Source organism: Hymenobacter sp. YIM 151858-1 (assembly GCF_025979705.1).
Taxonomy (GTDB): domain Bacteria; phylum Bacteroidota; class Bacteroidia; order Cytophagales; family Hymenobacteraceae; genus Solirubrum.
In genome coordinates, this window is the sequence record NZ_CP110136.1 from 676,422 (window position 1) to 692,151 (window position 15,730).

The window sequence follows — 15,730 nt, forward strand, 5'->3', positions numbered from 1 at the left end:
CTTGGCGCCCATGAACTACCGCACCACCCGCCCCGCCGCCACCGAGTTCGGCGCCTACTACGCGCGCTACATCAGCCTGATTCCGGACGGCGCCGACCCCGTGCAGCAGCTGCGCAACCAGCAAACCGAGCTGAAGCAAATGATTGGCAGCCTCTCCGACGAGCAGGCCTTGCTGCGCTATGCACCCGGCAAGTGGAGCATCAAGGAAACGCTGCTGCACATCATCGATACGGAGCGCATTTTCGCTTACCGCGCCCTGCGCGTAGGCCGCGGCGACAAGCAGTCATTGCCCGGTTTCGAGCAGGACGAGTACGTGGTAACCTCCGGTGCCGACGCCCGCTCTCTTGCCAGCCTGCTAGCCGAGTACGACGCCGTGCGCGCCGCCACCTTGAGTTTATTTGAATCGTTCGGACCTGAGGCGTACGAGCAGCAAGGCACGGCTAGCAACCAGCCCATAACGGTGCGTGCTTTGGCCTACATTACCGCCGGCCACGAGGCCCACCACCTGCAGCTGTGGCGCGAGCGTAGCCTGCCGCTTTTGCAAACCGCTCAGGCGTAGGTGGGTTTTCCTAGGTCGTGATGGGGCGCGGCTGTAGCGCGGACTTTGTAGTCCGCGTCCACAGATAGTAAAATCAATCGTAGCGCCGGCTTCAGCCCGCTCTACATCGTGCGGCACCTAGTGCCCAAACGATTGAGAATACTATCTGTGGACGCGGACTACAAAGTCCGCGCTACAGCCGCGCTACTGCGGTGCCGCACCTAGGGCAATTGCTCAGCCAGGTACAGGTATGGCAAGAACAAGTGGTGCCCGAATATGCGCTTGGGGTCGTCGGGGAAACGGCGGTAGTACTCGGCCGTGGGCTGCAGCACCACGGGCCGGCCGGTGCGCACGTAGTTATTGCTGGCGTAGTAGGTGCCCGGTTGGTACTCGGGCAACGTCTTGCGCACCTCGCGCGAGGCAAACGTACCCAGGTAGCGCTGGTAGTTGCGCTGGGCCTTGCGCGTAGGCTTATCGAGCTGCCGGTACACGTAGCCCAGCGCGAGTCGCTTGGGCAAAGTTTGCTTGCGAATGATGCCGCGGGCACCCACAAATGGATTGGTGGGGTTGAAGTCGGTGAGGGTTTGGATCGAAATGGGCGTTTCGGGCACCCAATCGGCCGCGTTTACCACGTTGAAGCCCCAGCCGCCATCGGGGCCGTAAGTTTGCGCTTCGTACTCGTAGGCGTACTGCAGGTTGCCGGGTTTCGGCGCAGCGCTGCAGTAGGTTTTCAGGCGTACATCGGCGGGCAGCTCGCCGCGGCTTTGCAGGTTGCGCAGGTGCGAGGTAAGCAGGTAGGCAATGGCCCCGCCTTGGCTGTGCCCCAGCACCACCACATCCTTGGAACCGCGGCGGTAGCACGAGTCGATTTTGCTCACGATGTCACCGGCCATCGAGGCCATGCCCAGCAGCCAGCCCGCGTGCACGGCCGCCTGCGGGTGCTGGGCCAACTCGTACCGAAACGTGCGCTCCTTGCTGAGCCGCAGCTCGCCTTTGGCAGGCAGCATGGCCGCGTAAAAGTTTTCGAGCCAGCTCTCGTTGTTTTGGGTGGTGCCGCGCAGGCTCACCACCACCGTGCCGCGGCCGTTGCTCCACAGGTCCCAGCGGTTATCGAGGCCCACCACGGGCGAGCGGTACACCCGCCGAAACTGCTTGGGCGCGGCCACGCCGGCGTAGTACACTGAGTCGGTAGCTTGCCTCGACGACACCCGCAGCAACTCGATGTATTCCGCCTTGTCGAAACCGGGTTGCAGGCGCTGCGCCAGGGTAGAGGGGGCGGTTAGCCCAAACAGGCAGCACACGAGCGGGAGCAAACGTTTCATGGAGCACAGGGGTAGTAGCGTAATGCACTGAATACCCGCTCCACGGCAATAGGTTTGCGCGTAGCTGCGCTGTTGGGCTGCCCTGGTGTGGTGTGAAGGCGCAGCATCAGCCACGCAATAAGTACTTAGCCACGGGCACAAAGCCTAGGTGTTAATCAGGGTTTTGATTGGCAGGCCCGACTCGCCAAGCGCCCGGTGCCGTAAAGGAATCCTGAGCAGCCACGCGGTGTTGCCGACATTGCGGCGCCAAACCCAGGGCTGCCGCTTACTCCTTCCGCTTTTTTGTATGTCAGCAAATACGTTTTCCATAGATCAGGCCTCCTTCGAAAACTCCTTGGTTGAGGAGTTGCGCGGCGAGGCTACGTTTGATAAACAGCCGCGCCAGGTGCCCGGCTTTGCCTACTCGCGCGTGCAGCCCACGCCCGTGCCCGATCCGCACCTGCTGGCCTGGTCCGACGACCTGGCCCGGTACCTAGGGCTCGAAAAACCCGCCGAGCGTGGCCCCGCCGTGGAGGTGCTGGCCGGCAACCGCGTAACCGAAACCATGAAGCCCTTTGCCGCCCGCTACGGCGGCCACCAGTTTGGCAGCTGGGCCGGCCAGCTCGGCGACGGCCGCGCCATTTCGCTGGGCGAGCTGCGCGCTACTGATGGCAGCCCCTGGGAAATTCAGCTGAAGGGCGCGGGCCCCACGCCGTACTCGCGCCGTGCCGACGGCCGCGCCGTGCTGCGCTCGTCGGTGCGCGAGTTTTTGTGCTCCGAGGCCATGCACTACCTGGGCGTGCCCACCACCCGCGCCCTTAGCCTGGTAGGCACCGGCGCCAAAGTAGTGCGCGATATGTTCTATAACGGCAATCCGCAGGAGGAGCCCGGCGCCATTGTGGCCCGCGTAGCGCCCACGTTCGTGCGCTTTGGCAACTTCCAGATTTTTGCCGCCAACGGCGAAATGGATAACCTGCGCGAGCTGGCCAATTACGTAATTCGCCGGTACTACCCCGAGCTGGGCGAGCCGTCGGCGGAGGTGTACCTGCGCTGGTTTGAGGAGGTGAGCCGCCGCACCGCCGTCATGATTGCGCACTGGATGTCGGTGGGCTTTGTGCACGGGGTGATGAACACCGACAACATGTCCATCCTGGGCCTCACCATCGACTACGGCCCCTACGGCTGGCTCGAGCCCTACGAACCCGACTGGACGCCCAACACCACCGATTTCAGCTACCGCCGCTACGCCTTTGGGCAGCAGCCGCAAGTGGCCCTCTGGAACCTGGTGCAGCTGGCCCGCGCTATTGCCCACCTCGTGCCCGACCCCGAGCAGCTGCGCCCCGGCCTCGACCTCTACGGCACTACCCTGGCCGAAACCATGCAGGCCATGATGCTGCGCAAGCTCGGCCTCACTACGCACGAAACCGCCGACGATCAGCAGCTGATCGAGGACATGCACCAGGTGTTGGTTGACGCCGTGATGGACATGACGCTGTTCTTCCGCAACCTCTCGCACCTGGCCCCCGCGTTGCTGCGCGATGCCGCCAACGAAGAAACCCAGCTGCTCGAGTTCGTCGAAGCCAACTCCTACGCCCAACCCGGGTACGCCGGCCATACCGTGCTGGTGCAGTGGCTGCAGCGCTACCTGAAACGCCTGCGCCAGGAGCCCGCCACGCCCGAGGCCATTCGCGAAAGCATGCTGGCAGCCAACCCCAAGTATGTGTTGCGCAATTACCTGGCGCAAAAGGCCATCGAAGCCGCCGAAACCGGCGACTTATCGGTGCTGAACCGCTTGATGCAAGTGCTGAAAACGCCCTACGCCGAGCAGCCCGAGCACGACGACTTAGCTGCCATGCGCCCCGATTGGGCCGCCTCCAAGCCCGGCTGCGCCACGCTTTCGTGCAGCTCTTAAGGCGCCGTTCCCGCCGCTGTCATTGCGAGCAAAGCGAAGCAATCGGTCCTGAGCCGGGCACAACCGTTCAGCTAGCAGCAACCGAAAAACAAGTAGCGCGGACTTTGGCTACGCCGACCTGCGGTTGTAGTCCGCGTCCCCGGATAGTAACTCCAATCAGCTGGACGATTGAGAATACTCTCTGCGGACGCGGACTACAACCGCAGGTCGGCGTAGCCAAAGCCCGCGCTACTGCGTTCTGCTACGTCCTAGGTCGGTTTCGCTTAGTGCTGGGTGAGCAGTTGTGCCCTGCCCAGGACGGATTGCTTCGTCGTGCCTCCTCGCAATGACAGCGTTGGGAACGGTACTTGCCAAGCTCGGCCGTTGCCACCCATTGCCGCCCGATTTCGTTATCAGCGGAGAAGCTTGCTGCCTCTTTGCCCTGCAATCAGCGCAGTGCACCTAGGGCGCAAGCATCGGCCACCAAATACCCCGTGAGCATGATAGCAGAGGAGCTTAAAACCCAAACCGCCTTCGATATAGCCCAGATTATGGGCGGCCTGTACGGCGACGGCATTATTGGCCTGAAGGGTGCTTTCAGCCGCGAGTGGGCGCAGCAGCTGGGCGAAGACATTGCCGTGCTGTACCAAGATGCCCTGAAGCGCCCGGGCGGTGCCATCGGGCGCGGGCCCAAGCGCCACTACGTCGAAATTCACCCCGAAGGCATCCGCGGCTTTGTGGAGCTGTGCACCCACCCGTGGGTGGCGGCGGTGTGCGAAGCGGTGCTGGGGCCGGAGTACAAAATCGTGGAAATCGGGTTTGATGTGCCCAACCCCGGCGCCGTAAACCAACCCTGGCACCGCGACTTTCCGGCCCCCGACGACACGATTGTGGGCCGGCGCCTCAACTCCCTGGCTTTCAACCTGACCACCGTCGATGTGACGCCCGACATGGGACCGTTTGAGGTGGCGCCTGGCACGCAGTGGGATTTGCCCGAGGGTTTCGAGCACGGCATGTTTCCGCCTAGGTCGCTGTACACGCGCTACGAGGCAAGGGCTCAGCAAAAAATGCCGCAGATGGGCGACATTTCGGCCCGGTCGGCGCTTACCATCCACCGCGGCACTGCCAACACCTCCAATACCCCGCGCCCGGCGCTGGTGCTGGGCGTGGATGCCCCCACCGCCAACAACGCCGAGCGCCACGATTTGCAGGTAACGCGCGCCTACTACCAAGCCCTGCCCGAAAGCCTGCGCCGGCACCTTACCTGTCGCATCGTGGATAAGCTCGAGCCCATTGTGCAGGCGCACACCATCGAAGGGCTGATGATGGGCGAGGCTTAAGGCTAACCGCCTAGGTACAAAACGTCATGTCGAGCTAGCCGAGACATCTCGCGTGCTGATGCCCGCTAGTAACCGGGTGGTAAGTGGCTGGTAATTGTCATCCTGACGCAGGAAGGACCTTATCACGCCAGCCAACGTCAGGACCCCCACGGGACCCCACGGGGCAAGCCCCTCTTCCGTAGAAAGGGGAGTGGTTAGTATCTGACGGCGGCACGCGAGATGCCTCGGTTCCTTGCTCGATGCGCAACATGCTCGGCATGACGACCTAGGGCTGGCAATATGACGCCCGACCAACCGGCACCGTTCACCAATACCCCGTACAACCACCTCATGCACACGCCCGACGACCACATTTACCAGGAGGTGCACCTGGCGCCCATGACGGTAGACGAGATAAACGTGATGACGGCCCGGGCGCGGGCCGAGCCGCCCAGCGGCGACCAAACCCACGTGCTGGTGCCCGACGGCGAAGACCCGTGGGTGATTTCGCACGAAAACCACCTGTATTACTGCACCGTGGATCGGCTGAAGCAGAAAATCCTGATCAGCCGGTTCTCGAAGCTCCAGGACATGGCCACGGCCGAGCTGGTGCAGGTGTGGCCCGGCAACCACGGCGCCGTGCCCGAGTACCGCGAAATTTGGGCGCCCGAGCTGCAGCGCATCAATGGCCGATGGTACATCTACTTCGCCCTCTACAACGCCCGCAACGGCGAGGAGCGGCTCTACGCCCTCGAAAGCCTCACCGACGATGCCCTGGGTGCGTACGCGTTCCGGGGCAAGCTCGAGGTGCCCACCGACCGGTGGGCCATCGACGGGACGGTGCTGCAGCTCGAGGGCGAAATGTACTTCCTGTGGTCGGGGTGGGAGGGGTTCAGCAACACCAGCCAGAACATTTACATCGCCCGCATGCGCAACCCCTACACCATTGCTTCGGATCGGGTGTGCATCAGCCGGCCCGAGCACGATTGGGAAAAGCAGGGCTACCCGCACGTAAACGAGGGGCCGCAGGTGCTGCAGCACGCGGGGCGCACGTTCATCATTTACTCCGCCAGCGGCAGCTGGACGGACGATTACTGCCTCGGCCAGCTTACCTACCTGGGCGGCTACCCGCTCGAGCCCGCGTCGTGGCGCAAGGAGCCGCAGCCGGTGTTCTCGAAAACCGATACCATCTTCGGGCCGGGCCACGCTTCGTTTGTGGTCGTGGATGGGCAGCACCACATCATTTACCACGCGGCGCGCAGCAGCCAGGCCGGTTGGGCGCGGCAAATCAGAGCCAAGCCGTTTGGGTGGCACCCCGATGGCTCGCCCAACTTCGGCCGGCCGTTGTAGGTTTAGGTTGCGCCTGAGGAATGATTTCGTGATTCTTGAACGTCATGCTTCATCTGGCGTCCGCTTGTCGAACCGAAGGAAGGCGTAAGCCAAGCATCTCTACCGCTTCGTCCGCAATCGTCACAGAACGTCATGTCGAGCCCAGTCGAGACATCTCGCGTGCTGACGCGTGGTAGTAACCCGAACGGAGCGGTAGAGATGCTTGGCTACGCCGACCTGCGGTTCGACAAGCGCAGCATAACCGTCTCATTATTTCCAGACACAGCCTGGTATGCAGCACGTTGCGCTGCCGGCGCCGGCCACCCGCCTGGCCCGGCGCACGTATGCAGGCATAGTCCACCTCCTCGAACCTGTTTGCCCACTGGTATGAAGCTTCCCGGTTTAAAGCGTCGGCCCATTCGCGACGAATCGCCCGACGACAAATACATTAAGTGGGGCTGGTACCTGATGGGGCTGCTCGCCGTGGCCTGGGCGGTGTATAGCTTGTTTTTCGAGCAGTAAGCCCTAGGTGCCGCCGCGCCCGGGGCCGGCCAGCAGCCACGATGCCCCGCGTATTGCCGACCTTTGCGGCATGCATACCCTCGAACAGCTGCGCACCGGGCAATTGGCGGGCATTAACCGGCTCGATTTATCGTGTGGCCTCACGGAGTTCCCAAACGAAATTTTCGACCTGGCCGACACGCTCGAAATCCTTAACCTGTCGGGCAATGCCCTATCAGCGCTGCCTGCCGACCTAGGGCGCCTGCACCGGCTGCGCATCCTGTTCTGCTCCGATAACCAGTTTACCACCGTGCCCGAAGTGCTGGGCCAATGCCCGCAACTGAGCATGGTGGGCTTCAAGGCCAACCGCATCCGTACGCTGCCGGCCGCCGCCTTGCCGGAGCAGCTGCGGTGGCTGATTCTCACGGATAACGAGCTGGAGGAATTGCCCGCGGAAATCGGCAACTGCACCCAGCTGCAAAAGCTCATGCTGGCCGGCAACCGCCTGCAGCACCTGCCCGAAACCCTGGCCCGGTGCACCGGCCTGGAGCTGCTGCGCATTGCCGCCAACCGCCTGGAGGCCTTGCCCGAGTGGCTGTTGCAGCTGCCGCGGCTTGCCTGGCTGGCCTACGCCGGCAACCCCTTCGCCGACGGCATCGAGGCCGCAGCCGTGGCCCGGCGCCCCATCGTCGGCATCGATTGGGCCAGTTTGCAGCTCGAGCAGCAGCTGGGCGAAGGCGCTTCGGGCGTCATCCACCGGGCGCGGTGGCAACCCGAACGGGCTGCGCCCCAGGCCGAAGTAGCCGTAAAGCTGTTCAGAGGCGCCGTTACGAGCGACGGGCTGCCGCACAGCGAAATGGCCGCCTGCATCAGCGCCGGCGCGCACCCCAACCTGATTGCCGTGGCGGGCAAAATTCAGCAGCACCCCGCCGGCGCCGAGGGGCTGGTGCTGCAGCTCATCGAGCCCCGTTTTGGCAACCTCGCCGGGCCGCCCAGCCTGGCCAGCTGCACCCGCGATGTGTACGCCGCGGGCACCCGCTTCTCGCTGCCCGAGGTGCTGCGCATCGCCCTGGGTATTGCCTCCGCGGTGCGGCACTTGCACAGCCGCGGCATTCTGCACGGCGACTTGTACGCCCACAATATTCTGGTGGCCGCGGGCGGCCAATGCCTGCTCGGCGACTTCGGCGCCGCCTGCTTTTTCGACCCCTCCGACGAGGCTACTGCCCGCGCACTGCAGCAGGTAGAGGCCCGCGCCTTTGGCTGTTTGCTGGAGGAACTGCTGCAGCGTTGCGTTGATGACGCCCGCCCCGAAGTACGGCAAGCCCTAGGTGCTTTGCAGCAACGTTGCGTGCAGCCAGAGGTAGCCAGCCGCCCGCTGTTCGCCGAAATCGAGCAAGCCCTAGGTGAGTTGCAGGCCTAGCGCTCCGTGCGCGGCTCCGGGCCGTACTGAGTGGTATGCTTCGTTGGTCCGACGTTATCAAGTACGCCAAATACAGCAACCCCGAGCCGCCGCGGCGCGTCGAGAAAACCGATGCCGAATGGCGCCGGCAGCTTACGCCCGCGCAATACCACGTGGCGCGCGAAAAAGGCACCGAGCCGCCGTACCGCAATGCCTACTGCCGCGCCTACGAGCCGGGCGTGTACGTGTGCATCGGGTGCGGCAGCCGGTTGTTCGATTCGGCCACCAAGTACCACGCTATTTCGGGCTGGCCCAGCTTCACGCAGCCGGCGGCTAAAAACGCCATCAAATACGCCTTCGACGGCAGCCACCACATGCAGCGCGTGGAGGTGCTCTGCAACGTGTGCGATTGTCACCTAGGGCACGTGTTTCCTGATGGGCCGGCGCCGCACGGGCTGCGCTACTGCATCAACTCGGAGTGTATCCGGTTGCTGGAAAACCCGCTGCGCGAGCCCTAGGTGCAGTTGCTGCAGCCAAATCAAATAAGCCAACGCAGTAAGCCCGGAGGGCGCTAAGCCGCACGAGCACCTAGGGCTAATGCGCCGGTTCGGCCACTGCCGCCTCGGCCTTAGCGGGCATGGGCGTAACGTTGCGCCGCCCCACGAGCAAAATCAGCAGGGCCACCACCGAGGTTACCATCATGATAGCCACCATGGGCACGGCCGTGTGGTTGTTGAACACGCTAACGGCCGCCGACGCCATGGCGCCAATGCCCATGCGAATGGCGCCCATCAGCGACGAGGCACTGCCGGCGTTTTGGCTGAACGGAGCCAGCGACAAAGCCGCTGTGTTGGGGCTGCTGAAACCCAGGCAGCACAGAAAAACGAAGAGCAACGCGATGGTGCCGTACAGGCCGATCAATCCGTTCACCGTCAGCACCAAAAACACCACGCTGGTAGCCACCTGGCAGCACAAGGCGCCAAACACCAGCTGCTCGCTCCGGAAGCGGCGCAGCAGCACACTGTTTACCTGGCTGGCGCCGATGAGGCCGATGGACAGGAAGGCGAAAATCCAGCCGTATACTTTGCTGTCGACGCCGAAAATATCCATGAACACCAGCGGCGAATCGGCCACGTACACAAACAACCCGCAGAACGACAAGGCCCCCGTGAGGGTGTAGGTGTAGAAGCTGGGCTCGCGCAGCACCTGCCAGAAGTTGGCGAGGATGGGCCGGGGTTTCAGCGACAGATTAGGGTTGGGCTGATACGACTCGGGCAGCCAGAGCAGGCAAGCCAGCAGCAGCGCCACGCCCATGAGGGCCAGCGTTACAAACACGCCCTGCCAGCCAAACGCGGCCGTAACGTAGCCGCCCACCGTGGGCGCCAGCATGGGCGAGAGGCCCACCACCAGCAGCAGCAAGGCAAACACCTTGGCGGTATCCTGCACCGGAAACAAATCGCGCACCATGGCCATGCAGGCTACCGCCGCCGCGCAGCTGCCCACCGCCTGAAAAAAGCGCAGGGCAATAAGCGCATCAATCGAGTGCAGGGTGGCGCAGGCCGCCGAGCTGAGAATGTAGAGCGCCAGGCCCACGTACAGCGGTTTTTTGCGCCCGTAGCGGTCGAGGAGCGGCCCGTAGAGCAGCTGCCCCGCCGAAATACCGATGAAGTAGCTCGACAGCGACAGCGCCACCCGGGCCGGCGTGGTATGCAAATCCTGGGCAATGGCCGGGAAGCCCGGCAGGTACATATCGATGGTGAACGGACCCAGGGCCGACAGGCTGCCCAGGATCAGGATAAGCGAAAAGTATCGTTGCTTCGTCATGGAGAAAGTACCTGGGAAAATGCCGGCGGCACTTTGGGCGGGGTGGGCCAGAGCCGCTACTGCGCCCGGAAATACCCGGTGCGTAACTGCGGGCTAAGGCGTTGATGAATAGGCTAGTAGGGGCGGAGTGCAGAGTGCGGCGCCTCAATCAACCAGCTGCTGCCTGCGCGTTGCCGGTGTAAAGTAACGGCATTGCGTGGGGATGGATGCGCACGAGCCGGTGATTTGTAGGTAACCTGGGCAGGGCAGTTGCGGCAGCTTTTGCGGTGATGAAAAAGCACCTGGCCTCGCCGCTGCGCTTAAGGAATTGGCCGGGCCCAGCGCGGCGGGCGGGCGGCCCGGGTGGTTGTTGGCGGCGGAGCTACGTATGTAGGGGCTGCAGGCTACGGCCAGGCTTTGGCCGCGTTTCTGATCCATGGCAACACAAAATCCTCCTGCTTCGGCAGCTCCCGATTTCACCGGCTTTGTGCACGTGCGCGGCGCCCGTGAGCACAACCTCAAGAACGTAGACCTCGAGATTCCGCGCGATGCCCTGGTGGTGTTTACCGGCGTGTCGGGCTCGGGCAAATCGTCGCTGGCATTCGGCACGTTGTACGCCGAGGCCCAGCGCCGCTACCTCGAGTCGGTGTCGCCGTACGCGCGGCGCTTGTTCCACCAAATGGCTGTGCCCGAGGTCGATAGCATCGACGGGCTGCCGCCGGCCGTGGCCTTGCAGCAGCAGCGGGGCACGCCCACCACGCGCTCGTCGGTAGGCTCGGTTACTACGCTCTCCAACCTGCTGCGCATGCTCTACTCGCGCGCCGGCGACTACCCCGCGGGCCAGGGCATCATCTACGCCGAAGCGTTTTCCTCGAACACCCCCGAAGGCGCCTGCCCCACCTGCCACGGCCTGGGTAGGATTTACGAAGTAACGGAGCAGAGCATGGTGCCCGACCCCACGCTTACCATCCGCGAGCGGGCCATTGCCGCGTGGCCGCAGGCCTGGGGCGGCCAAAACCAGCGCGACATCCTCGTGACCCTAGGTTACGACGTGGACGTGCCGTGGCAGGAGCTGCCGCAGGAGCAGCGCGACTGGATTCTGTTTACCGAAGAGCAGCCCGTGGTGCCCGTGTACCCCGGCTACTCGCCCCAGGAAACGCAGCGCGCCCTCAAGCGCAAAGAGCCGCCCAACTACATGGGCACTTTTACCAGCGCCCGGCGCCACGTGCTGCACACCTTCGCCAACACCCAAAGCCCCCTCATGAAAAAGCGGGCCCTGCAGTACATGCTCAGCACCGAGTGCCCGCTGTGCCGCGGCAAGCGCCTACGGCCCGAGTCGTTGTCGGTTACGTTTGCCGGGCTCGATATTGCCGAAATGGCTGCGCTGCCGCTCAAGCGCGTGGCCGCCCTGCTGCAGCCCTTTGCCGAGGGCACCGCCAAAGGCCGCAAGCGCCACGATGCCGAGCACCCCGAGCAAGCCATTGTGGCCCAGCGCATCGCCCACGACCTGGTGGCCCGCCTCGCGGTGCTGCTCGACCTAGGGCTGGGCTACCTCTCTTTAGAGCGCAGCACGCCCACGCTCTCGCCGGGCGAGCTGCAGCGCCTGCGGCTGGCTACGCAGCTGTACTCCAACCTGTTCGGGGTGGTGTACGTGCTCGACGAGCCTTCCGCCGGCCTGCACCCCTCCGATACCGAGGCGTTGCTGCAAGCCCTGCACAGCCTCAAGCAAGCCGGCAACTCGCTGTTCGTGGTCGAGCACAACCTCGACGTAATCCGGCAGGCCGATTGGCTGGTAGATGTGGGCCCTGCCGCCGGCGAAAAAGGCGGCGAAATCCTGTACAGCGGCCGGCCTGCTGGCCTGGCGGAGGTAGCCGCCTCGCAGACGCGCCGCTACCTCTTTAACGCTGCCGAGGCCGAACTACCTAGGAACCCGCGCACCCCCGGCGGCTGGCTAAAGCTGGCCGGCATCTCGCGCAACAACCTGGACAACCTGGCGGTAGCCTTCCCGCTGGGCGTAATGACCACCGTAACCGGCGTGTCGGGTTCGGGTAAATCGAGCCTGGTAAGCCAGGTGCTGGTGGAGCTGGTAGGGGAAGCATTGGGAGTGAAGACGGAAGAAGGAGGAATAGCAGACGAAGGCGAGGCAGACCTTCTTCATTCCTCATTCGTCGCTCTTCCTTCTGAAGGTCGCATCGTGAGCGGCCTGGAAAGCATCAAGCGCCTCGTGCGCGTCGATCAGAAACCCATCGGGCGCACGCCGCGCTCCAACATGGCCACGTACACCGGCCTGTTCGACCACGTGCGCAAGCTGTTCGCCGCCACGCCTGCCGCCCGCAAGCGCCGCTACGATGCCGGCCGCTTCTCCTTCAACGTGGCCAAAGGCCGCTGCGAAAACTGCCAGGGCGAAGGTTTCGTGATGGTGGAGCTGCTGTTTCTGCCCAGCGTGTACGCGCCCTGCCCCGTGTGCCACGGCGCCCGCTACAACGCCAAAACCCTCGAAATAACCTACCGCGACAAGAACATTGCCGAAGTGCTGAACCTGACCGTAGACGCCGCCTGGGAGTTTTTCGACGAGGAGCCTGCCGTGCACCGCGCCCTCACGGTGCTGCGCGAGGTAGGCCTGGGCTACCTGCGCCTGGGGCAACCGGCCACCGAGCTATCGGGCGGCGAAGCGCAGCGCATCAAACTGGCCACGGAGCTGCAGCGCCAGGGTCGCGGCAACTCCCTGTACGTGCTCGATGAGCCCACCACCGGCCTGCACCCCTCCGACGTGGAGAAACTGCTGGTGCAGCTCGATGGCTTGGTGGAAGCCGGCAACACCGTGGTGGTAGTAGAGCACGACATGCGCGTGGTGGCCGGCAGCGACTGGGTTATCGACATGGGCCCCGGCGCCGGCGACGAAGGCGGCCACGTGGTAGCCGCCGGCCCGCCCGCCGAAGTGGCGAAAAGCAAACAAAGCCGCACGGCGCCCTACCTGCGGCGGTTTAAATAACCGCCCCGGTGTGGCACCGAGTGGCACTCGGTGGTGGCGCCGCAGGCGCCAAGGCGGGGCCGCGCAACTGCTGGCGCGCGTCTTAGCGCTTTCAGCGCGCGACTCGTGCCGCAGCATGGAGGGGAGTCTCCAGACTCCCGGGCGTTGCACGGCACCTGGGGCACGGCATGCCCGCGTGAGGTGCCTGCCCTTTCAAAAGCCACCGGCACCTAGGCCGCGTCGTTCACGGCACGGGAGTCGGAGACTCCCAACCATGCTCAGGCACGAGTCGCGCGCTGAAAGCGCTAAGACGCGCGCCAGCAGTTACTTCTCAGTACTGCGCGGTTCCGCCTTGGCGCCTGCGGCGCCACCACCGAGTGCCACTCGGTGCCACACCGGGGCGGCACCCGGGGCCGGCAACCCGCGTACAAGCAACTGCCGCGCATGGCCCAATCTGCTTTTTTGAAACCCGCTTTTGCCTATGTCTTTTCTTGAAGAATTTATCCGCAACCCGGCCACGGTGGGCTCGATGGTGCCCAGCTCGCGCGAGCTGACCGAGCAGGTAATGGCCCCCATCGATTTTGCTACGGCCAACTGCATTGTGGAGTACGGCCCCGGCACGGGGGTATTTACGGAGGCGCTGCTAAAGCGCCGCCGGCCCGAAACGGCCATTGTGCTCGTCGAGGTAAACCGCCGCTTCAGCGAGCTGCTGCGCCAGCGCTACGCTGCCCACCACAACGTGCACGTCATCCACGGCTCGGCCGATAAAACCGCCGAGTACCTGCAGCCGCTGGGCATCAGGCAAGTCGATTGCGTGGTGTGCGGGCTGCCGTTTTCGTCGCTGTCGAGGCGCCTGGGCTGGCGCATCCTGGAGCATACCCAGCAGCTGCTCGAGCCCGACGGCAAGCTGGTGTTGTTTCAGTACTCTATGCGCAACAAGCGCTTGTTCGAGCGGTTTTTCAGGCCCGTAAGCCACGAGCACGTACTCCTGAACCTGCCCCCGGCGCACGTGCTGGTGTACGCGCCGGCCGCGGCCGGCCGCCACGGGCAACCCGCGCAGGCCGCCTAGGTGCGCCGCCCGCGGCTACGTATCGGCACCCGGGCAGCAGCCTCGCGGCAGAAAATACGCAGCCGAAATTACCGGCATCGCGCAGCGCAAATCCCGTAGTTATCGGCCCTACCCGCCGCGGCCGCCCACGTTTAAGCTAGTGTGATTCGTCGCCTTAATGCGGCAACTCGCGTAGTTTCTGGTGTGGTACTACGTGTGGCGCCGAATCAGTTAAAAACGCCCCCTCGGCAGACGGCCGAAGGGGCGTTTTGTTTTTGCTCCGTCGTGGGCTAAGCCGGGGCTGCCAATCACAGCACCTTTTTCTCCTCGGCCGCCCGGGTGGGTTTTTCGTCTTCGCAAATGATGCTGATGCGGCCCGATGGCTCCATGTAGGCTTCGCGGATGCGGCTCAGATCGGCAATGCCGTTGGCGCGAACTTCGCTCATCAGCTCGCTGTGCGTGATGAGCTCCTTGCGCATGTTTTCGCGCAGCATCACGCCGTTTTTCACCAGCAGCAGCTTGCCGGGTTTCAGCAGCCGCTGAAACATAGGAAAGTGGAAGCCCAGCCAGTTGAGCACGTAGCTCCACACGATGATGGTAACCACCAGAATCAGCCCTTCCGTGACGGAGGTGTAATCGGCCGTCATGCCGCTTTGCGAGGCGTCGGCAATGAGCACCACCAGCAGCATGTCGCTGATGCCTAGCGTACCCGATTCGCGCTTCAGGATAACGCGCATCAGCAAAAACAGGCCGAGGTAAATGAGAGTACCCCGGATGACGATTTCCAGGATGGGTATTTTCGGCACGAACATGCCGTGCCAATCTACCGGCTCAAACATGGTACAGCGGTTGGGTGGGTGTTGCGGGCGGCCGCGGCGCCGGCCGGGCCGGGCGGGCCTCGCCTGTGTACGCAACTCGCCGCGCAGCCAGCCAACCCCGGCCCCACAAACAGGCCCGGCCGATAGCATCGGCCGGGCCCTAGGTGTTTGGGTGTGGAGGTGCGGCGTGGCCGCTTGCCGGTTAGGTAGTGGCCGGGGTTTCGAGCTCGGAGTGCAGGTGAAAAACGGCATCGAGCTTCAGCAGCCGCAGGCAGCGGCTGAGGGCGGGGCTGGCGTTGCGCACCCACACATCGGCGCCGGCTTTGCGCAGCACCAGCAGCTCCGTAATTACGTGGCTCACGCCCAGGTGCCGCAGGCACTTCAGGTTGGCCACATCAACGAGCAGCAGGGGGCGGGGCTGTTGCGGGCAGCGGGCCAGCGCGCGTACCACCTGCTCGGCGGTTACCGCGTCCAAATCAACCGACGCGATGTTGGAAGCACTCTGCCGGTTGGGCAGAAACTTCTGTTGGGTGACTCTCATGGCCGGGAAGGGTTTTGGTAGTAGGCAACAAACGGGGCCGGCTCGGCCGGGGGGCAGCGTGCTTGTTTGGCCACTGCTCCTGATTGCTAAGTTACCCGATATAATGGTAGAATGTAAGGGTTAAAATGCTGAAAATCAAGCTGCGTGTTTGTTCCGGGCGGGGTGAGTACTTATGGCGCAGCTACAAGTCAGGCGTGCGGGTTGCGGCCGCGCGGCCCCGGCTTGTGGCGGGCGGTACACGTAGTTGCCGAGGCGAGGGGGGCGGGGGCAG

Annotated in this window: 13 protein-coding genes; 9 read left to right on the forward strand and 4 right to left on the reverse strand. The window is 64.0% G+C overall.

The features are described 5' to 3' along the window. Positions 1–10: 10 nt before the first annotated feature. Positions 11–559: a DinB family protein gene (locus tag OIS50_RS02795; RefSeq protein ID WP_264692809.1), complete on the forward strand. Its 549-nt coding sequence runs from the start codon at positions 11–13 to the stop codon at positions 557–559. A 200-nt stretch (positions 560–759) separates the two neighbouring features. Here OIS50_RS02795 and OIS50_RS02800 read toward each other — a convergent pair whose 3' ends face one another. Further along, on the reverse strand, positions 760–1,860 hold the full coding sequence (locus OIS50_RS02800) for a lipase family protein (protein WP_264692810.1): 1,101 nt from the start codon (positions 1,858–1,860) through the stop codon (positions 760–762). Between the two features lie 286 nt (positions 1,861–2,146). Between OIS50_RS02800 and OIS50_RS02805 the strand changes: the two genes are divergently transcribed. The 6 genes from OIS50_RS02805 to msrB all read left to right on the forward strand — a co-directional run bounded on the left by OIS50_RS02805 (position 2,147) and on the right by msrB (position 8,796). Beyond that, complete coding sequence (locus OIS50_RS02805) at positions 2,147–3,751, forward strand: protein adenylyltransferase SelO (RefSeq protein WP_264692811.1); 1,605 nt, start codon at positions 2,147–2,149, stop codon at positions 3,749–3,751. 479 nt (positions 3,752–4,230) lie between these two features. Then, positions 4,231–5,070, forward strand: coding sequence for a phytanoyl-CoA dioxygenase family protein (locus OIS50_RS02810; protein ID WP_264694319.1), 840 nt, complete (start codon positions 4,231–4,233; stop codon positions 5,068–5,070). 330 nt (positions 5,071–5,400) lie between these two features. Then, positions 5,401–6,399, forward strand: coding sequence for a glycoside hydrolase family 43 protein (locus OIS50_RS02815; RefSeq protein ID WP_264692812.1), 999 nt, complete (start codon positions 5,401–5,403; stop codon positions 6,397–6,399). 366 nt (positions 6,400–6,765) lie between these two features. Continuing rightward, a complete protein-coding gene (locus OIS50_RS02820; protein WP_264692813.1) occupies positions 6,766–6,900 on the forward strand; it encodes a hypothetical protein in 135 nt (44 codons plus the stop codon). Positions 6,901–6,970: 70 nt separating this feature from the next. Beyond that, positions 6,971–8,299, forward strand: a complete 1,329-nt coding sequence (locus tag OIS50_RS02825) for a protein kinase (protein WP_264692814.1) — start codon at positions 6,971–6,973, stop codon at positions 8,297–8,299. Positions 8,300–8,334: 35 nt separating this feature from the next. Beyond that, positions 8,335–8,796: a peptide-methionine (R)-S-oxide reductase MsrB gene (gene msrB, locus OIS50_RS02830; RefSeq protein WP_264692815.1), complete on the forward strand. Its 462-nt coding sequence runs from the start codon at positions 8,335–8,337 to the stop codon at positions 8,794–8,796. Between the two features lie 76 nt (positions 8,797–8,872). Here the strand turns inward: msrB and OIS50_RS02835 are convergent, their stop codons facing one another. Continuing rightward, positions 8,873–10,102: a multidrug effflux MFS transporter gene (locus OIS50_RS02835; protein ID WP_264692816.1), complete on the reverse strand. Its 1,230-nt coding sequence runs from the start codon at positions 10,100–10,102 to the stop codon at positions 8,873–8,875. Positions 10,103–10,517: 415 nt separating this feature from the next. On the opposite strand from OIS50_RS02835, the gene uvrA reads away from it, so the two are divergent. After that, the gene (uvrA, locus tag OIS50_RS02840; protein ID WP_264692817.1) at positions 10,518–13,073 is read left to right on the forward strand and encodes an excinuclease ABC subunit UvrA; all 2,556 of its coding nucleotides are present in this window, start codon (positions 10,518–10,520) and stop codon (positions 13,071–13,073) included. Between the two features lie 460 nt (positions 13,074–13,533). Next, positions 13,534–14,121 (forward strand): class I SAM-dependent methyltransferase, encoded by a 588-nt coding sequence (locus tag OIS50_RS02845; protein ID WP_264692818.1) that lies wholly within the window; start codon positions 13,534–13,536, stop codon positions 14,119–14,121. 287 nt (positions 14,122–14,408) lie between these two features. Here OIS50_RS02845 and OIS50_RS02850 read toward each other — a convergent pair whose 3' ends face one another. Together OIS50_RS02850 and OIS50_RS02855 are read right to left on the reverse strand one after the other, a co-directional pair. Continuing rightward, entirely contained in the window at positions 14,409–14,939 is a 531-nt protein-coding gene (locus OIS50_RS02850) for a DUF421 domain-containing protein (RefSeq protein WP_264692819.1), read from the reverse strand. A 181-nt stretch (positions 14,940–15,120) separates the two neighbouring features. Next, positions 15,121–15,459 carry an STAS domain-containing protein gene (locus OIS50_RS02855; protein ID WP_264692820.1) on the reverse strand — a complete coding sequence of 113 codons (339 nt, stop codon included), beginning with the start codon at positions 15,457–15,459 and terminating at the stop codon, positions 15,121–15,123. Between the last annotated feature and the right edge of the window lie 271 nt (positions 15,460–15,730).

What these genes read in the sequence shown, in the direction of transcription:
- OIS50_RS02845 (WP_264692818.1), top strand. Translation starts at nt 13,534, where the DNA reads ATGTCTTTTCTTGAAGAATTTATCCGCAACCCGGCCACGGTGGGCTCG.
- msrB (WP_264692815.1), top strand. Translation starts at nt 8,335, where the DNA reads ATGCTTCGTTGGTCCGACGTTATCAAGTACGCCAAATACAGCAACCCC.
- OIS50_RS02855 (WP_264692820.1), bottom strand. Translation starts at nt 15,459, where the DNA reads ATGAGAGTCACCCAACAGAAGTTTCTGCCCAACCGGCAGAGTGCTTCC.
- OIS50_RS02810 (WP_264694319.1), top strand. Translation starts at nt 4,231, where the DNA reads ATGATAGCAGAGGAGCTTAAAACCCAAACCGCCTTCGATATAGCCCAG.
- OIS50_RS02820 (WP_264692813.1), top strand. Translation starts at nt 6,766, where the DNA reads ATGAAGCTTCCCGGTTTAAAGCGTCGGCCCATTCGCGACGAATCGCCC.
- OIS50_RS02800 (WP_264692810.1), bottom strand. Translation starts at nt 1,860, where the DNA reads ATGAAACGTTTGCTCCCGCTCGTGTGCTGCCTGTTTGGGCTAACCGCC.
- uvrA (WP_264692817.1), top strand. Translation starts at nt 10,518, where the DNA reads ATGGCAACACAAAATCCTCCTGCTTCGGCAGCTCCCGATTTCACCGGC.
- OIS50_RS02850 (WP_264692819.1), bottom strand. Translation starts at nt 14,939, where the DNA reads ATGTTTGAGCCGGTAGATTGGCACGGCATGTTCGTGCCGAAAATACCC.
- OIS50_RS02795 (WP_264692809.1), top strand. Translation starts at nt 11, where the DNA reads ATGAACTACCGCACCACCCGCCCCGCCGCCACCGAGTTCGGCGCCTAC.
- OIS50_RS02815 (WP_264692812.1), top strand. Translation starts at nt 5,401, where the DNA reads ATGCACACGCCCGACGACCACATTTACCAGGAGGTGCACCTGGCGCCC.
- OIS50_RS02825 (WP_264692814.1), top strand. Translation starts at nt 6,971, where the DNA reads ATGCATACCCTCGAACAGCTGCGCACCGGGCAATTGGCGGGCATTAAC.
- OIS50_RS02835 (WP_264692816.1), bottom strand. Translation starts at nt 10,102, where the DNA reads ATGACGAAGCAACGATACTTTTCGCTTATCCTGATCCTGGGCAGCCTG.
- OIS50_RS02805 (WP_264692811.1), top strand. Translation starts at nt 2,147, where the DNA reads ATGTCAGCAAATACGTTTTCCATAGATCAGGCCTCCTTCGAAAACTCC.